Source organism: Candidatus Binatota bacterium (assembly GCA_012960245.1).
Lineage (GTDB): Bacteria > Desulfobacterota > Binatia > UBA1149 > UBA1149 > UBA1149.
Window position 1 is genome coordinate 101,231 of record DUBO01000060.1, and the last position, 17,616, is coordinate 118,846.

Annotated in this window: 15 protein-coding genes; 11 read left to right on the forward strand and 4 right to left on the reverse strand. The window is 59.8% G+C overall.

Annotated features, from left to right (window positions below; all coding sequences use genetic code 11):
* Positions 1-20 precede the first annotated feature (20 nt).
* Positions 21-2,576: an endopeptidase La gene (gene lon / locus EYQ35_12285; protein HIF64912.1), complete on the reverse strand. Its 2,556-nt coding sequence runs from the start codon at positions 2,574-2,576 to the stop codon at positions 21-23.
* 13 nt (positions 2,577-2,589) lie between these two features.
* On the opposite strand from lon, the gene EYQ35_12290 reads away from it, so the two are divergent.
* Together EYQ35_12290 and EYQ35_12295 are read left to right on the forward strand one after the other, a co-directional pair.
* A complete protein-coding gene (locus EYQ35_12290) occupies positions 2,590-3,123 on the forward strand; it encodes a DUF4149 domain-containing protein (GenBank protein HIF64913.1) in 534 nt (177 codons plus the stop codon).
* A complete protein-coding gene (locus EYQ35_12295; protein HIF64914.1) occupies positions 3,062-3,862 on the forward strand; it encodes an HAD family hydrolase in 801 nt (266 codons plus the stop codon). The genes EYQ35_12290 and EYQ35_12295 overlap by 62 nt, the downstream gene beginning before the upstream one ends.
* Before the next feature lie 6 nt (positions 3,863-3,868).
* On the opposite strand, the gene EYQ35_12300 is transcribed toward EYQ35_12295, so the two are convergent.
* Positions 3,869-4,696: a tRNA (adenine-N1)-methyltransferase gene (locus EYQ35_12300; GenBank protein HIF64915.1), complete on the reverse strand. Its 828-nt coding sequence runs from the start codon at positions 4,694-4,696 to the stop codon at positions 3,869-3,871.
* A gap of 426 nt (positions 4,697-5,122) precedes the next feature.
* Here EYQ35_12300 and EYQ35_12305 point away from each other — a divergent pair, with 426 nt between their 5' ends.
* A complete protein-coding gene (locus EYQ35_12305; GenBank protein ID HIF64916.1) occupies positions 5,123-5,527 on the forward strand; it encodes a hypothetical protein in 405 nt (134 codons plus the stop codon).
* Positions 5,528-5,535: 8 nt separating this feature from the next.
* Here the strand turns inward: EYQ35_12305 and EYQ35_12310 are convergent, their stop codons facing one another.
* Together EYQ35_12310 and EYQ35_12315 are read right to left on the reverse strand one after the other, a co-directional pair.
* Positions 5,536-6,432, reverse strand: a complete 897-nt coding sequence (locus tag EYQ35_12310) for an RluA family pseudouridine synthase (protein HIF64917.1) — start codon at positions 6,430-6,432, stop codon at positions 5,536-5,538.
* Positions 6,429-7,265 (reverse strand): hypothetical protein, encoded by an 837-nt coding sequence (locus EYQ35_12315; GenBank protein ID HIF64918.1) that lies wholly within the window; start codon positions 7,263-7,265, stop codon positions 6,429-6,431. The genes EYQ35_12310 and EYQ35_12315 overlap by 4 nt, the downstream gene beginning before the upstream one ends.
* A gap of 98 nt (positions 7,266-7,363) precedes the next feature.
* Between EYQ35_12315 and EYQ35_12320 the strand changes: the two genes are divergently transcribed.
* The 8 genes from EYQ35_12320 (at position 7,364) to infB (ending at position 17,574) form a co-directional block, all read left to right on the forward strand.
* The gene (locus EYQ35_12320) at positions 7,364-8,461 is read left to right on the forward strand and encodes a mannose-1-phosphate guanylyltransferase (GenBank protein HIF64919.1); all 1,098 of its coding nucleotides are present in this window, start codon (positions 7,364-7,366) and stop codon (positions 8,459-8,461) included.
* 22 nt (positions 8,462-8,483) lie between these two features.
* The gene (locus EYQ35_12325; protein ID HIF64920.1) at positions 8,484-11,135 is read left to right on the forward strand and encodes a hypothetical protein; all 2,652 of its coding nucleotides are present in this window, start codon (positions 8,484-8,486) and stop codon (positions 11,133-11,135) included.
* A 16-nt stretch (positions 11,136-11,151) separates the two neighbouring features.
* On the forward strand, positions 11,152-11,604 hold the full coding sequence (locus EYQ35_12330; protein ID HIF64921.1) for a GatB/YqeY domain-containing protein: 453 nt from the start codon (positions 11,152-11,154) through the stop codon (positions 11,602-11,604).
* Positions 11,605-11,654: 50 nt separating this feature from the next.
* Positions 11,655-12,119, forward strand: coding sequence for a transcription elongation factor GreA (locus EYQ35_12335; GenBank protein HIF64922.1), 465 nt, complete (start codon positions 11,655-11,657; stop codon positions 12,117-12,119).
* A 273-nt stretch (positions 12,120-12,392) separates the two neighbouring features.
* A complete protein-coding gene (locus tag EYQ35_12340; GenBank protein HIF64923.1) occupies positions 12,393-12,899 on the forward strand; it encodes a ribosome maturation factor RimP in 507 nt (168 codons plus the stop codon).
* Between the two features lie 42 nt (positions 12,900-12,941).
* Entirely contained in the window at positions 12,942-14,399 is a 1,458-nt protein-coding gene (gene nusA, locus EYQ35_12345) for a transcription termination factor NusA (GenBank protein HIF64924.1), read from the forward strand.
* A complete protein-coding gene (locus EYQ35_12350; protein ID HIF64925.1) occupies positions 14,399-14,698 on the forward strand; it encodes a YlxR family protein in 300 nt (99 codons plus the stop codon). The genes nusA and EYQ35_12350 overlap by 1 nt, the downstream gene beginning before the upstream one ends.
* Positions 14,698-17,574, forward strand: coding sequence for a translation initiation factor IF-2 (infB, locus tag EYQ35_12355; protein HIF64926.1), 2,877 nt, complete (start codon positions 14,698-14,700; stop codon positions 17,572-17,574). Before EYQ35_12350 ends, infB begins: the two co-directional genes overlap by 1 nt.
* The last annotated feature ends 42 nt before the right edge of the window (positions 17,575-17,616 follow it).

Here is a 17,616-nt window from a genome sequence, read left to right on the forward strand (position 1 = left end):
TGGGGGCCCTCCGGCCGCGATCAGTTGTTCCAGGGGTAGGGGTTGGGCTCGGGCTGCAGGCCGGTGCCGCTACTGACCGGCAGACGGTCGGGAAGGGTAAGCGCCAGCACCTCGGTCAGGCTTCCAACGTAGGAAAACCTCAGGTCACTGCGCAGCTCAGGCTCGATCTCCAGCACATCTACCCTGTTGCGCTCAGGCACCATGAGGGACGTTATTCCCACCCTGCGCGCGGCAAGTACTTTTTCTTTGATTCCTCCGACCGGCAGCACCGCTCCACGCAAGGTGATTTCACCGGTCATTGCCAGCCCGCTGGGCAGGGGCCGGTCAAGCATCGCAGAGGCCATCGCCGAAAGAATCGTCACACCAGCGGACGGGCCGTCCTTTGGTATCGCTCCGGAGGGCACGTGCAGGTGGAGGTCGGTGTGTTCGAAGAAGTCAGGCTCGAGGCCGAGCACCGCCGCATTGGCCCTGAGAAAACTGAGCGCGGCTTGAGCAGACTCTTTCATCACGTCGCCGAGCTGTCCGGTCAGTAGCAGGCCCTTTTTGCCGGCCATGCGGCTGACTTCGACAAAGAGTATCTCGCCACCATTGGGCGTCCACGCCAATCCAGTTGCTACCCCCGGGGGTTGTAACTCACCAGCATCCTCTTTCGAAAAACGCGGCGGGCCGAGATGGCGGGTGACAGCATCTCGATCAACAGCAAAGTCGTTTTTGTCACAATTACCGCCGTTACCGCCGTTGCGGTTCTCGCTCACGGTGCGCGCAATTTTGCGACACACGGAGCCGATCTCCCTGTCGAGATTCCTCAGGCCGGCCTCATTGGTGTAGTCGCGTACGAGTGCAAGCAATGCTTCCTCTTTGAACTCAACGTTCATGTCCGCCAGGCCGTTTTCTTCTATCTGACGCGGCAGCAGGTGCCGCCTGCCGATCTGCATTTTCTCTTCCTCGCTGTAGCCAGGAAGTTCGAGTACTTCCATTCGGTCGCGCAGCGCCGGGGGAATGGGGTCGAGGTAGTTAGCGGTAGTGAGAAACAAGACCCGCGAGAGGTCTACCGGTACGTCGAGATAGTGATCGCGAAAGGTCGAGTTCTGTTCGGGGTCGAGTACTTCGAGCAGGGCCGAGGAGGGGTCTCCCCGCATGTCGCTGCCGAGCTTGTCTACCTCGTCGAGCATGAACACTGGGTTCATCGACCCGGCCAGTTTGAGGGCTTGCAGTATGCGGCCCGGCATGGAGCCCACGTAAGTACGGCGGTGGCCCCGGATTTCGGCTTCATCGCGCACCCCGCCCAGCGAAATACGCTGAAACTTTCTGCCCATGGCCCGCGCAACCGAGCGGCCGAGCGAGGTTTTGCCAACCCCGGGCGGGCCCACGAGGCATAGTATCGGTCCTCTCGAGTCGCTGCGCAGTTGCCTCACTGCGAGGAATTCGAGAATTCGATCCTTGACCTTATCGAGCCCGAAATGGTCATGATCAAGTACTTCGGCGGCGTGAACCGTGTCGAGATTGTCAGTCGTGGTCTTGGACCACGGGATATCGGCGAGCCACTCAACGTAGCTTCTTACCACCGTGTGTTCGGCTGATTCGGGAGGGATTATCGCCAGCCGTTCCAGCTCGTTGTCCGCTATTTTGCGTACGTCGTCGGGTGGAGCCGACTCGTCCAGGCGCTCGGCGATGGCGGCAGTCTCACCGCCCTTGCCGTCTGCGTCGCCCAGCTCTTTCTGTATGGCCTTGAGTTGCTGGCGAAGGTAGAACTCTTTCTGGTTGCGGTGCATCTCGGACTGCACCTGTCCTTGTATGTGCTGGCCGAGTTCGAGAAGCTCTACCTCTCGGTCGAGGATCGCCAGCAGGCGTTTGAGCCGCACCCCGACTTCCAGCGTTTCCAGCAGTGCTTGCTTCTCTTCGAGCGGCAGGTTGACGTTGGCGGCCACGAGGTCAGCAACTTTCCCGGCCGAGCGTACGTTGATGGCGACCACCTGTAGCTCGTCAGCGAGGTAAGGGGTCAACTCCACCAGCCGCGAGAAGGCTTCGACCACGCGGGCCCGGGTTGCGTTAGTTTCCTGGTCGCTGTCGTCGAGATCGTCGAGCAGTTCAACCTTCGCCTTGAGATACGGCTGGTCCTGGGTCGTCTCGCCGAGGTGAACCCGGCGTAGCCCCTGCACGAGTATGCGGATGCTGCCGTCCGGGTACTTGAGCATCTTGAGTATGCGCGCAGCGCAGCCCCTGGGGTAAAGGTCTTCGGCCCGCGATTCTTCTGTCTCTGCAACGCGCTGGGCATGCAGCGAGAGTACTCGGTCGCCGAGCAGGGTTTCCTCGATCAGGGCAAGCGAGGACTCGCGTGAAATCAGAAGTGGGAGAATCGCAGAGGGGAACACCGAGATGCCGCGCAGGGGCAGGACAGGTAGAATCGAGCCAATCTCGACTTCTTCAACCTCTTCTTCAAAGCCAAACCAGTGAGCCGAGCCTTCTGCTCCCGGGGTACGGTTAAGCGCATCGTCAGGATTTGTTCCGTCGTCTTCCATCACCACCTCACAACCACCAAATAACGATGATACACCCCAGGGGCATCGACTACACATCTTCGGTGTGCAAATGTCGGCTGCGTTAACGCTGGGGTGGCGAGCGGGCGGCCGCGCTTCTCCGAGATCAACGCGCAAGCCAGGGTGCAGGATGAAACAGGCAAGACTCGATAGCACGGCAATGGCCCTGTTCCGCGGGGGACTGGTGCTCTGGGTGGGCGGCGCGTGGTTGTTTTCAGCGGTAGTGCTTCCGAGCCTGTTTGCAGGGCTGGAACGTTCTATGGCCGGGGACGTTGCTGCGCTGGTTTTCCCTGCTTACTACCGCCTCGGGCTGGGATCGGGCGTGGCTGCTTTGCTGGGAGCCGGGTGGATGGCACGCGGCGATCGGTCCTGGGCGATTGTCGTTGTCGTGTTGATGATAATGTTGGCTTGCCAGGGCTGGGCCCTGTTCGTGTTGCAACCGCACATGGCTGAACTCAGGGGACTGGAGTCCGCTCGCGCGGAGTTCATGAAGCTGCACGGTTGGTCGATGGCGCTCAACACAGTTGTTCTTCTCTCTGGCAGCGGGCTGGTCCTTTTCGGAGGACGATTTTTTGGCCGCCGCTGAACCGCTTCCACGTGCGCTGTTGCTGGATCTTTTCGGCACGCTGGTGGATTTCGATCCCCAGGCCTTGCCAATGGAGGAGATCAATGGGCGCAGGGTGATCTCCTCGGTGAATGATCTGTCCGGCCTGCTCGCTGATTTCTCGCTGGCGCCGAGCGCAGAGCGATTTCACGAGGCTATAATGGAAGCCTCCCTTGAAATTCGGAAACGGGTGGAAAAAGACCACCGCGAAGTTTCTTCCCTGCAACGTTTCAGTCGCGCGCTGGAGTTGGCGGGCATGCCCGGCGACAGGAAGGAGTTGGCTGGTGAGCTGAGCCGCAGGCACATGAGGACCATAGCCTCTGTCGTGAGCTGTCCGGCAGCGCGACTGGCCGCGCTGCGAAGACTCGCTGATGAATACCCCTTGGCGCTGGTCTCTAATTTTGACGAGCAGGAAACGGCCCGCGGAATCCTCGAACGCGAGGGCCTCAGCGTGCTTTTCGTCGCCAGTATAATTTCGGATGACCTTGGATGGCGTAAGCCAGCCCCTGAAATATTCAGGCACGCGGCCAAGGCGCTCGGCGTCTCCGACAAACACTGCCTGCACGTTGGAGATTCGTTGAGGGCTGACATCGAAGGCGCGGTGGCTTGCGGTATGAAGGCCGTGTGGATCGGCGATCTCAGCGGTCGCGGCCTGGCTGCGGGTGCAGAGGGCGAGTTGGCCGACGTATCAGAGCTCGGTAAATGGCTGGGATTGGAGTGAGTTCCGTCAGTCGGCCGAGCGGCGAACAGTCGTTACGAAACCTGTGTGGCCTATCATGCGTTGGTCAGGCCTTATGCTACCGTCTTCGACGTGCCAGCTGCGCTCGAGTACCTCGCGGGTGACGGCATAGAGAAAAGACGGATGCTTCTCGAGGCCTTCGTGCAGGCTTGCGACCTGCATAACCGTGGGTAGAAAAAACCCAACCAGGCCACCGGGCCTGAGCGCCCCGGCTATTGAGTCCAGGCAGCGTACGGGATCCGGCAGGTCGACGACGGCTCTGTCGAAGTCGGTCTCATCGAGACCGAGGGCCGCGTCCCTCACCGTTATCTTCCAGTTAGCTGACGATCCCGCGTGGCGCTCAACGTTACTGCGAGCACTGGCAGCAAAATCCTCTCGTATCTCGTAGCTCGACAGGCGCCCCTGTTCGCCCACCGCCCCAAGCAACGCGATGGTAAGCATGCCGTTGCCAACACCGATTTCCAGCGCCGAAAGGCCGGCCCTGATATCGGTGTGCACGAGTATCTGGCCGAGATCTTTAGCGAAAACGGGCTCCGCTGTCCTCGGGAGGTCCGGCACCAGCTCGGCAATAGTGGGCCGGAAGACGCGAAAAGCCGCCGCGGGTCCGTCTCCGGCTACGCAGCCCTCAGCTGTGCCTATGATTTCGTCGGCCCTGAATATGGTACCGCGAATGGTCATGCGATGGCCGGCACGCAACTGCTTGAAGTAGCTTCGGCCCTTGGCGTCGATGAGTATTACACGGTCCCCGTCGTTGAGCGTTGATTTTTCGACTGCCCTAGGACTGGGAGCGCGAGGGGATGTATTCTGCGAAGCCATTTGTGGGGCGCGTCCCGCCGGGGCGCTGCGCGGGCGACCCTGCTGGATTCAACAGAGCATTGCAATAGCGGGCCGGAACTTGCGCTCCGTTCCCGGTCACCGTAGTATCCTCGGTTGCTCAGGTAGCTCCCATACGGAACAGCACGCTCACCGGGTACTCCGCCGGAAGCTCAACAGGAATAGAAAACTATGGCCGAAAAGAAAGCCAAAACCGCGCTCAAAACAGTAACTGGCTTGGTACCTGAATGTCCCGAGTGCAATTCTGACTTAAAAGTAGTGCGCTTCGCCGGGGCTGGAGAGAAAGGTCTCTTCTGGCACTGCGGAAAATGCAGCTACAAGCAGCGCACCGGTCAGTAGCTGGTAATGGCAACGACAAAAAGAGGGAAAGGCGCCGGGAAAAAAGAGTCCGGGGATACAGCCTTCCGCTTGTTTGATGAACCTTCTGGAGTTAAGGCCGCTCCTTCGGACGATGAGTCAGAACTCGACGCGGCGGGTCGCCTCAAGATCAAGCGACAGTACATCGAACTCCTGGGCATACGCCGTGATAAACTGGCAGGGCGGATTCTCAACCGCGAACGCTTGACCAAAGAAAAAGAGGGTATCTACTTCATCTGCATCGACTGCAAGCAGATCTGCCATAACTTTGATGAAGGACTCGTCGAAGACGAGGACAACAAGAACAACAAGTGCACCGAGTGTCACAAGCTCGCGCAGACACCGAAGCGAAGTCCTGCCCCCCGCAAGACTTCGGCTCCGAAGCCCGCGCCCCGCAAAAGTAGAGCTGGCAAAAGCAGCGCGCGCAAGGCGACGTCACCCCGCAAGCAGAGCTAAGCTGCGGGTCAGGTTCTCTTTCTCAGGCTCGCTAGCTCCAGGAGGAAGTCCCCGGGCGCTGCTGCGCGGAAAGACACGGGCCGCGTGCCCGCTTCGCTGTGCAGCGAAAGGCCGACGGCGTGTAGCAGCTGGCCCTTGCGAAAACGCGCCGGCTTGCCACCATATTCAGTGTCCCCCAGCAGCGGCAGTCCCAGCGAGCTCAAGTGGGCGCGCACCTGGTGGGGTGCCCCGGTAGTGGATTCTACAAGCAGCAACGCCCAGTCACGGCCGTTCTCCAGTGCCCTGACCTGCGAACGGGCCGTTAAACCGGTTTCTTCTTCTCTGGCTGCGCGAACTTTGCGGGCTGTTCGTACCAGGGCTTGTTCGACTATCTGCGGGTGCTCCAGCTGGCCCATCACGAGGGCGAGGTAGCGCCGCGTGACCAACTCGCTGGCAAAGCGTTGTCGCAGCTCCTTGTAGGCGTTTTCGTTTCTTGCGGCGATCAGCAATCCCGACGTAAAACAGTCCAGTCGGTGAACGATTCCGTTCTCATTGTCGCTCGCCCCGAGGCCTACGGTTTCAGGAAAAGCCGCGGCCGTGTAATCAGCGGCACAAGGGCTGTGTAAGCCCCTGTGTGAATGCACACCGGCTGGCTTGTTCATCACCAGAACGGCGTCGTTACTCCAGACTATCCGCATCCCTGCTGGCTCGGATGGTGCTACCTCCTCACTGCTCTGTTCGATGCTGATCTGCGCTCCGACGGTGGGCAGACTCGATGCCGCTGCCCAGTGGTCGTCGACCTGTACGCAGCCTTCCTCTATGAGCTTACGCGCCCGCCTGCGCCCACAACCGGTGAGATCGGCCACTATCCTATCGAGCCTGCGTCCCTGTGAATCGGGACCGACGATGGCCCGGCGTATAGTCATTTTTTGTCGTGGCCAGTCGGGTCTACGGACTCAGGGAGATAAAAAAGGTTTTCTTTCACTACCTCGTAGACGCCTCCTGCGACCAGCAACGAGTTGTGCCCGATAGCGTTGACGGTCACGTTCATGCCGGGGGCGTATTCTGAACATTCCCTGGGAAACACGATCGCGTCAAAAGTCGATGCGATCGACACGAAGTGGGTCCAAGCAACCCCTTCTTCGGCGGCGGCGAGGCGTTCGAGATAGCGTGAATTGCGTTTCATCTGAGCCGCTGACTTGAAAGGAACAACCGCCGCCAGCCCGGTGCCCTGGTGGGGAGAGCCGAGGGTGATGACGTTTCCCAGGATGGTAGAGCACTGTTGGCCAGCAGCCGCGTCTCGAACCAGGACTCCGCCCTGGCTGTGAGCCACCACGTCCACGAGACCGTCGTCGCTCAAGGCAGCGGCCGAGCGCAGGGCAGAGGCCACTAGCGCGGCCTTTATTTCCATCGACTCGGAGACGCTTGGGTAATTGATCGACTGCGTAGCGCGGCCATCCCTGCGCAAGCGCGCGGCCAACAGCGCCATGCTGGCGCGATTCTGGCCCCAACCGTGGACCAGGAGCACTGGTCGGCCGTGGCCATTCGACAGCTTACCGCCGAGGAGGCCGAATGGTCGCGTCAGCAAGGAAAACAGCGTCACCACGCACTCGGCTGCAAATGCTGCCAGCAGTGACGCGGTGGGAAGGGAGTCCCGCCTAGGCGTGATATCCGCGTCCTCGTATCGAAGGAGCAGGTAGCAAGCCGCCTCGAACACCGACACGAGCAAGAAAGCGAGCAGTATTAACTTGAGTAACATCGCCGCGGCATATTAACCCGGAGCGCTCGCTGGTCAACGGCTGCTGCGGCAAGGCCACTTGCATTACGCTTTGCGTGGGTCGATCATCTCCCACCCATATGGCAAAAAAAACAACAGCTGGGAAAGATAGGTACGTGATCATCGTCGCGGGTGGTGTTGGCTCGCGTTTCTGGCCCCTGAGTCGGCGCAAGCGCCCCAAGCAGGTGCTGGCGCTCGCAGGCTCGAGTAGTATGCTCGAAGAAACAGCGGCCCGGGTACGGGGCCTTGTTGAAGATGAAAACGTTCTCGTGGTCACCAGCGAGACCCTGGCCAGCGGCGTACGAAAGCTCCTGCCGTGGATGCCGGCGCGCAATGTCCTGGCCGAACCCGTGGGCCGCAACACAGCGGCAGCCGTGGGCTGGGCGGCGCTTGAAGTCGCTCGTCGCAACGAGAACGGCGTCATGCTGGTCCTGCCCGCCGACCACCTTATCGAACAACGAAAAGAATTCCTGGCTGACATGAGGCAAGGCCTGGCGTTGGCTTTTCACCTGCGCAGATTGGTAACATTCGGGATAACGCCCAGTGGACCGGCCACTGGATATGGTTACCTGAAGGCAGGCAAAACGCTCGCGGGCGGCCTCGGGGGCAGGCAAGTAGCAGCGTTCTATGAGAAACCGAAGCTGGCACGAGCTCGGCGTTACGTCGCCAACAAAAATTACTTCTGGAACAGCGGCATGTTTGCCTGGCGAGCCGACGTACTGCTCGAGGAAATCGCCGAGCATTTGCCGGTACTGGGAAATGCCCTCGGTCGCTTGGACAGGGAACGCAGCCGCGGCCGGGTATCCAAGGCCGCCCTTGCTCGAATATACCCCGGTCTGCCTTCGATTTCGGTCGATTACGGGATAATGGAGCACTCTGACAAGGTCGCCATGGTGCCGGCGAGTTTTGACTGGAGCGATGTCGGTAGCTGGGATGTCGCGGGTGAATCCTGGCCCGAAGACGCTCACGGCAACAGGTCTCGAGATGACATTGTCAGCGTCGATTCCAGCGGCAACATGGTTTATTCTGAGGGCAAGATGGTGGCACTTGTTGGTGTAGATGACCTCGTGGTGGTGGACAGCGGCGATGCCCTGTTGGTATGTCGCAAGGATCGTAGCCAGGACGTTCGAGAGGTGGTAACCATACTTGAGAAGACCGGGGTAAAGAGATTGCTCTAGCCTACGGCCCGAAATTACTGACATGGACGAACAAGTACGCCCCGATATAGAGGAGGACAACACCGTCGCTGAAGACAAAAGCGGTCCGGTACACCCCTCGGCGATGCGCGGCGTGTTCAATTCGGTCGCCGACTTTGTGGCCGGCCGGGTGTTCGGCGGAGTGGTTATCCACGAAAGTTCGGTTCGCAAGATAAGAGATCTCGCCAAGCGTGGCACGGTGGTTTACGTTCTTCGCCATCGGTCTCTGATTGATTACTTCCTGGTCAACTACGTCCTGCGTCGAGAAGGGTTGCCCCTGCCGGTTTTTGCCAACGGGGTTACTACCACCGTACTCGCTCCTTTTACCGTGATCTTCCGTAGGCTCCGCGACACGCTCGGCCGCGTGCTTAACCTGCGGAGTGAGCAGCCCGAGGGACTTGGCCACGACTACTGCGCGGCGGCGGTCAAGGAGAACAAACCGGTTCTCATTTTCATGCGCGGCAGACGCGCGCGCGTGTCTTTCAGCTGGGGCAGGCGCGGGCCTACGGGTTCCCGGGTAGGCACTGACTACCTGCGTGAAGTCGTCCACGGGATGAACTCAACCGAGCGTTTCGTGGTCCCGCTCGCCTTGTTCCGGGGGCACAGCTTCCGCAAGCGTGAGACTGGTTTATCCGCTGTGATCTATAGCGTTGAAGACGCGCCCAGTGATACCCGCAAACTTTTTGCCTACTGGTGGAACCGCAACGACCTGTTCATCACGGTGGGCATGGAAGTAACGATGAGCGAGTTCAGCCAGCGTTACAGCGAAGACTCCGAAGAACGCCTGGCTCGTCGACTCTCGCGCGCCGTTCAAATTTTCCTCCAACGCGAGGAGCGCGTCGTGCTCGGCCCGGCGCTGCAATCGCGTAGGCGGATTAAAGCCACCGTTCTCGAGAACGAAGAAATGGCGGCCGGTATACGGAGAATAGCTGATGAAACCCACGCGCCCGTGGGTAAGTTGCGCAAGCAGGCCGAAGTCTATTTTGAAGAGATGGCCGCCAACTTCAATGGCATCGTATTCGGCGTTATTGCCTACCTCTTCCAGAAACTATGGCGACGAATGTTCTCAGGCCTCGAGACGATCAACTTCGAGCAGGTTGTCGACAAGGTAAGACACCACCCCGTGGTCCTCGTTCCCTGCCACCGCAGCCACTTTGACTACCTTGTTATTACCTACCTTTTTCATCTCAACTTTGTCAGCCCACCGCATATTTTTGCAGGTGCCAACATGGCGTTCTGGCCCATGGGCCCGTTGTTTCGGGCGGCGGGTGCTTACTTTGTCAGGCGCAGTTTCCGCGAGGACGAACTCTACAAGCTGGTCTTTCAGCAATACCTTTCTTACCTGATCAAGGAAGGCTACACCCAGGAGTTCTTCATCGAAGGTGGGCGCAGCCGTACTGGTAAAATCATGACGCCCAAGCTGGGCATGTTGTCGGCGATAGTCAGCTCCTTCGTCGGCGGGGTGCGAAGTGACCTGTTCCTGGTTCCCGTCTCGATACATTACGGCCGGGTGGTTGAAGAGGCCGCTTATCAGCACGAACTACTCGGCGGTGAGAAGGAAACCGAGAGTATCGGCGCGTTGTTGAAAGCCCGGCGTTTTCTCAAGCAAAAATACGGGACCGTGTACGCCTCCTTCGGTGAACCCATTTCTCTGGCCGACGCGTTGGGTGACAACAGGGGCCGTTTCAGTGAGGGCGCGGGGGTGCCCGAAGTAGAGGAGGAGCTCCGTCGCTTTGTTCAAAAGCTTGGCTTCCGCATCCTCCGCGAAGTTAACGACGTGTCGGTGGCCGGCGCGACGTCTGTTTCCTGTACCGTGCTGCTCGGCGCGACCCACGCGGGCATGCGCTATGAGGACTTCAGGCAGCAGGCCAACGCCCTGGCGAGGCTAATCCGCCAACAGGACATACCGTTTACCTCCTCGCTCGAACGCAACCTCGGTGATTTTCGCGAAAGCGTTTCCTTCCTGGAAAGCAACGAACTGCTCGAGCGGATGGGGGTGATCGACAAGGGGCACGCGGAGGCACTGGTGGTCAAGCAGGGCCGGCGCGTAGCGATGGATTTTTATAAGAACAACCTCATTCACGCATTCCTCGTCCCGTCGCTCGTAACCTCGATTCTCGCGAACGGATGCAGGGAAGAAGAACTCGCAGACAAGGTGTGGTGGTGGCTCGAGCTGTTTCGTTTTGAGTTTGCCTTGCCGGAGCGAGGGGAGATTCCCCGCGTGGTGGGTGACCTGATGGCTTACTACCGAGAGGAAGGGGCTGTTGTCGACACCAGCTTGCAGGCCAGCCACCCCCTGTCCCTGGCCACGCGAAACGTTCTGGAGTGCTTCAAGGAAAGCTACCGCCACGTGGCCATGGCGCTCAGGGATGACCTGGGCGAGGAAGGGGTGCAGGAAAAAATCCTCCTCGAGCAGATGCGAACCAGCTATCGCACCGGTATGCTGGTAGGCGATACCCAGCGAGTGGAGGGTGGCTCCGCGGTCACTTTTGCAAACGCCTTGAGGCGCTACGAAGAGATGGGGTTTGTGCGCCGCGAGCACCGGGGTCGAGGGGGACGCGAAATATGGATAGAGCGAGGCGACAACTACGGCGCGGTGCAGGAATTGGTTGGTAAACTCGGGCGATCCCTCGAAAAAACACGGGTGGCCGCATGAAAAGCAGGAGTCTGATTTGAACAGTCTTGAAGACAGCGACCTCAGGGAACAGCTCAAGAGCGCTATGAAAGCTGGCGAACCGCTGCGACTGCAGGTAATACGCAGCTTGTTGACGGGGCTGAAAAACCGCTCGATCGAGAAGAAGGGCGAGCCGCTTGACGACAAGGACCGGCTTGCCGTGGCCAGGCGAGAGGCCAAGCAGGCGGCCGAATCGCTGGAGTTCGCCGAGAGATCAGGCCGGGAAGACACCATAGCCAAGGCCAGGAACTTGCTGTCAATGTGCAACGAGTTCCTGCCTTCGCAGATGAACGAGGCCGAGCTCACCGAGGCTGTGCGCGGGATACTTTCGGAAGGAGACGCATCCTCGCTAGGAGACGTAATGAAAGCACTCGGTGCTCGCTATGCCGGTCGCTACGACGGCAAGGCGGCCAGCGTGATTGCGCGCGACCTGCTTGAACAGGCGCATTGACAGCTGGTTTTTCTGTTGGTATTGGACGCGACGTGGCTGACGAACTTCCCATTATCAAGGTGATCAAGGCCGAGCTCGTGGAGCTCGAGCATGAACTCGCAGTGGATCTTCCACGGCAGATCGAAACCGCGCGCGCCCACGGCGATCTCAGTGAAAATGCCGAGTACCACGCAGCCAAGGAGCGGCAAGGCCTCGTTCACGCGCGGGTCGGCATGCTTACGGGCCGTCTCAGCGAGCTCTCCCGTTACGACCTTTCTTCGGTTCCCTCTGATAAAGTAGGCTACGGCAGCCGGGTGACAGTGGCCGAGGTCGACAGTGGTGACGAGCGGGTCTACGAGCTGGTTTTTCCCGAGGAAACCGCCCCTGAAAAAGGCCGTATATCGCTGCAGTCTCCGGTAGGCCAGGCCTTGTTGCACAAGCAAGTCGGCGACGAGGCCGTCGTGCGGTCGCCGTCGGGTAAGCGCACCTACGAAATTCTCGAGTTAGTCACCGTTCACGACCGCAAAGCGGGTTGAATCGACCTCTTTGCCGCTGACGCCCGTCGCAGGCGCAAGCAGCGGGACTAAACCGCCCAAAATGCCATTAAAACGAGCTTGACCTGGGATTGGCGTTTCTTGCGCGGTCGGGGTTGTCGTGTTACACCATGTGGGCTGGGCAGGGGTTGGATACGTGGTGGGGTAGGCTCCAGGGCCTGCCTTTTTTTGTGCGCCGCAAAAGTGGGCGCGCAGGCAGAAGGCCGCGGGATGGCTTGCCGGGCTGGGTGAAAGCCTGGCTCGCGGAAAGAAAAGTTGGAAAGATCAACAGATACTACGAGAGATAAGCTTTGTTCCCTTGCAGGCCCATTGGCGTCTGAAAGGGGGCTCGAGGTTCTCGATGTTGATTTCAGCGGCGAAGCCGGAAGCAGGACCGTGCGCGTTTACCTGGACTCGGTGGAAGAAAATGCTGGGGTTGCGATCGAAGATTGTGCGGCAGTAAGCCGGGCACTTTCCGACCTGCTCGACGTCAACGACGACGTTGTCCGGGGGCAGTTCATGCTCGAGGTTTCTTCGCCCGGTCTCAATCGACCGCTGCGGCTGCCTTCGCATTTTCGGCGGGTTGTCGGCGAGCGAGTAAGAATCACCCTGACGGTGCAGGTCGACGGCAGGCGGCGGATCAAGGGCTCACTCGAGCGAGCGGACGATACGGTGGTGGTTGTCGTAGATGACGACGGTTCGCGCCGGGAGATTTCATACAAGGACATCACCCGGGCCAACTTGGAATACCGATTTGATGAAGCCGGAGCTGCAGATGCCTGAGTATGCAGAGCGGCTCATGCGCGTTCCCGAGGGGAGAACAAAATGGAATTCGACATAAAGCACGCGATAGACCAGATCAGCAAAGAAAAAGGCATCGACCGCGCCCTCATTATCGAGGCTGTCGAAGAGGCGATGAAATCGGCTGCTCACAAGACCTACGGCGCCGAGCTCAACATTGACGCCACTTACAACCCGGAGAGCGGCTCGGTCGATATGTACCGAGTGCACACAGTAGTTGAAGAAGTGGCGGATCCCGACAACGAAATTTCGCTGGGGTACGCGCGGTCGGACATTGACCAGGAAGCGGAAATCGGCGACGAGCTGATGGAAGAGATCGATTCGGCGCCTCTGGGCAGGATCGCTGCCCAGGCGGCTAAGCAGAATATCGTTCAGAAAGTCAGGGATTACGAGCGTTCGATCATATACGGAGAGTTCAAGGAGCAGGAAGGCTCCGTGATCTCGGGGGTCGTGCTGCGGTTTGAAAGACGCAACCTCGTCGTCCAACTCCGTCCAAACGTGGAAGCGATACTGCCCGAGAGAGAGCAGATTCCGAGGGAGCGTTACCGTCAGCAGGAGCGGGTTCGCGCCGTCATCAAGGAAGTCAACGACACGCTGCGCGGCACGCAGATCGTTCTCTCGCGTACCGCACCGGAGCTCGTTGCTAAGCTGTTTGAACAGGAAGTCCCGGAAGTCTACGAAGGCATCGTCGAGATCAAGGACGTGGTTCGTGAGCCAGGTGGACGCGCCAAGATCTCGGTGATTTCTAAAGACAGCGACGTAGACCCCGTTGGTGCCTGCGTGGGCATGCGAGGCAATCGCGTGCAGGCGGTGGTCCAGGAGCTGCGGGGAGAACGAATAGACATCGTCCCATGGACACCTGACGAAACGGAGTTTGTCTGCCGTGCTCTTTCGCCGGCCAAGGTCTCACGCATTGTCATCGATGAAGAAGCACACGCCATGGAAGTGGTCGTTCCCGACGCGGAACTTGCCCTGGCCATCGGTCGCAAGGGGCAGAATATCCGCCTCGCCGCGCGCCTGTCGGGCTGGAAGCTGGATGTCCTCGGTGACGCGGACTACGAGCGACGCTTGAGGGAATCTAGGCTTTCTTTGCAAGGTGTGGACGGACTCGGCGAATTACAGGCGGAAATCCTGTTGGGCGACGGCTACAAGTCGGCCGCGGAGTTGGCCACCAGCTCTGCAGCGGACGTTGCCGTTGCGCTCAGTATAGAGGAAGAAGCCGCCGCGGGTTTTCTCGCCAGCGCGACGATTGCAGCCGAAGAACAACGCAGGACCAGCATGGTAAGGCGCGTGGCGGCCGCGATCAGCGACGCGGTGGAAGCCGTTAACGATGCAGAGAAGGCCCGGCTCGTCGAAGAAGAGCGCGCTGCCAGCGAAGAGTCGGCCGAGGGCGAATCTGCCGGTAGCGAAGCCGCCGGTAGCGAAGCCGCCGCGAAAGAGAAAACGAGCAATGACGAGCCTGACAAGGGAGCAGCCTCCTAGTGAGCAGGCTGAGTCATACACCGCAGCGTACCTGCGTAGGTTGCGGCCAGCGCGATGCCCCGGGGCAGATGCTGCGCTTTGGACAAGACGGCGCAGGCGGGCTGGCAATAGTGGTGGAACCGATCAGCGGTCGAACTGCGTACCTGCACCGCACGCTCGAGTGCCGGGCAGGGCTGGTCAAGCGTCGCACGGTGAATCGATCGTTGCGCACTGGTATTGCCGCGGATCAGAAATCCCGTTTCGTACGGGATCTTGAGGCGATGCCGGAAAGCGGCGCGCAAGGGGAGGAGCTTAGCTGATGGCCAAGCAACGCATCAGTCAGTACGCAAAAGAATGGGGCGTAAAGTCGAAAGCCGTGATCGAGCGGCTTGAGAAAATGGGCGTGAAGGGCAAGCGCGCCCAGAGTGGCATCGAAGACTCGGAAGCCGAGCGGGTTCGACATGAAATGGGGCTCGACGCGCAAGATGTCGCCGACGTTACGGGGGAGACCACGGAGCAGGTTGTCGAGGTAAAGGAAGACGGTGGCGGTGGCCGGGTGACCGCGCTCGATACCGTGACCCGCAAGCGCCTCAGGGGTGGGTCGCTACTCAGACGCACACGTCGCAAGCGCCTGGCGGAAGGGGATGCCGAAGCTGCGGCGCCTGCCTTTTCGGTGGCTTCCAATGCTCGCGCTGTGACAGCATCTCTCGACACCGATGCGGGCGCATTGGCGGTTGCTTTCGCGAGTGGACCCTTTGCTGAAGCCCATTCCTCGCTTTCTGTCGTTCCCTCGTTGGAGCAGGAACCCGAAGTAGTGGCCCCGATTGGGTTGCCCTTGCTTGATTCTGAAACAACTCCCGAGTCATCGGAAGACGGCCCAGGGCTGGCTGCGACTGCCGAGTTCGACATCGAGGATGACGGTGGGCTTGTCAGCAAGGACCTGTCCGATGACGGCACCGCCGCTGAAACCGGTAGCGAGACAGCTGCAGTAGAAGCCGAGGAGCACGCAGGCAGGGCCAAGCAGGAAGTAAGTGATGACGATCGTGAAGCGATCGCGGAAGAGCTTCTCAAGGCTGCCGAAAGTAAAGACAAACCCGCCGAAGAATCTCCAGAAGACAGCAAGCGAAAAAGCTCGATAAGCGGTCCCCGGATACTGGGACGTATCGATCTTTCTGCTCTCAAGAAACCGAAGGTCTCCCCGGTCTCGGAAAAAGAGACCACGACCGACAAACCGGCCGACGCGGACGGTAAGACACGCAAACGTAAGAGGCGGGTCGTAAAGAAAGAAGAGCTCTTTGACGCATTCGAGCGGTCATACCAGGCGCGGCCTCGTAAAAAACGGGCTATGCCGGGTCAAAAACTTCAGAAAACAGAGCTGACGATACCCAAGGCGGCCAAGCGTGTTGTGCGGATTCACGACGTAATCAGTCCCGCTGAGCTCGCGAAGGCGATTGGCGTCAAGTCTGGCGAGGTTCTTGGCAAGCTCATGGGCCAGGGAGTGATGACCAGCCTGAACGATTCGCTGGATTTCGACACGGTCAGCCTGATAGCCGAAGAATTTGGCTATACAGTCGAGAATACCTCCCTCGATGTCGCACAGCTGCTCGAGCACGACAGCGCCGAGGAAGGCTCCGAAGAGGAGGGCCTCGCACGACCGCCGGTTGTGACAGTCATGGGCCACGTCGATCACGGAAAGACCTCACTGCTGGACGTAATCCGCGATTCGAGGGTCGTCGAAGGAGAGGCCGGGGGTATTACCCAGCATATCGGAGCGTACACAGTGGGCAGTGGAGCCCAGGCTATCTGTTTTCTCGATACCCCGGGCCACGCGGCATTCACTTCCATGCGGGCGAGGGGGGCGAGTGTTACAGACATCGTGGTCCTGGTCGTAGCCGCCGACGACGGCGTTATGCCCCAGACGATCGAAGCAGTGAACCACGCAAAGGCAGCCGGGATACCGGTGGTCGTAGCGGTCAACAAGATGGACAAGCCTGACGCTAACCCCGACAGGGTAAAGCAGCAGTTGTCCGACCACGGGCTGCAGCCCGAAGACTGGGGCGGCGATACTCTTTTCGTTCCGGTGTCGGCGATCAAGCGCACAGGCATCGACGACCTGCTCGGTGTCCTGCGTCTTCAGGCCGAAATCCTGGAGCTCAAGGCCATCCCAGATGGTCGGGCCCGGGGCGTGGTCATCGAGGCTCGGTTGGACAAAGGCCGTGGTCCGGTGGCAACGGTGCTCGTGCAGCGCGGCGTGCTCAAGCACGGGGACAACTTCGTGAGTGGTGACGTCACCGGTCGCGTGCGAGCTATGACCGACTACGCTGGCGTTAAGTCCAAGAGTGCGGGGCCTTCTACGCCGGTCGAAATTATCGGCCTGGACGGCGTTCCCGAAGCCGGCGACAGCTTTGCCGTGGTGGACGACTCTTCGCGCGCAGACCAGGTAGCCGAACACAGGAAAGACGTCGCGAGAAAGGCTCAACTGGCTTCTTCTACCCGGCTCTCGCTGGAAGATTTCCAGAAGCACGTAGCATCCGGTGAAGTGGCTGAATTCAAGGTAGTGGTTAAGGCCGACGTGAAAGGTTCGGCCGAAGCCCTGTCCGCGGCTCTCGAACAGATCGGAACCGACGAGGTCACCTTGTCAGTCATCCACAACGGGGTTGGAGCCATCAACGAATCAGACGTTCAGTTGGCCCTTGCTTCTGGTGCCGTTGTCATCGGTTTTCATGTGAGACCCGAGGGTAAGGCCCGCACCCTTGCAGAGCGTGAAGGCGTTGACCTGAGACTCCACGAGGTGATTTATGAGGCTCTCGACGAGGTGAAGCTCGCGATGGAAGGCCTCCTTGCGCCCGACGTCAAGGAAATATCGCAGGGCCGCGCCGAGGTGCGAGACACCTTCGGAGTGCCAGGCGGTACGACCATCGCCGGCAGTTATATCAATGAGGGCAAGGTCAAGAGGGGAGCCCATTGCAGGCTCGTCAGGGACGGGGTCGTGACCTACAATGGCACCATCTCAAGCTTGAGGCGGTTCAAGGAGGATGTGCGCGAAGTGCAGTCCAGTTACGAGTGCGGTATCGGGCTCGACAAGTTCAATGACATCAAGGTCGGCGATGTTGTCGAAACCTTCGAACTCGAAGAAGTCCGTCGTACCCTGGAATCGCCTTACGCGGGCAAACCGGCTGGCTCGGCAGGCGCCTGAGCCAGAATGAGCGGATCGCTGGGGTGGTCGTGGGCGTTCTCA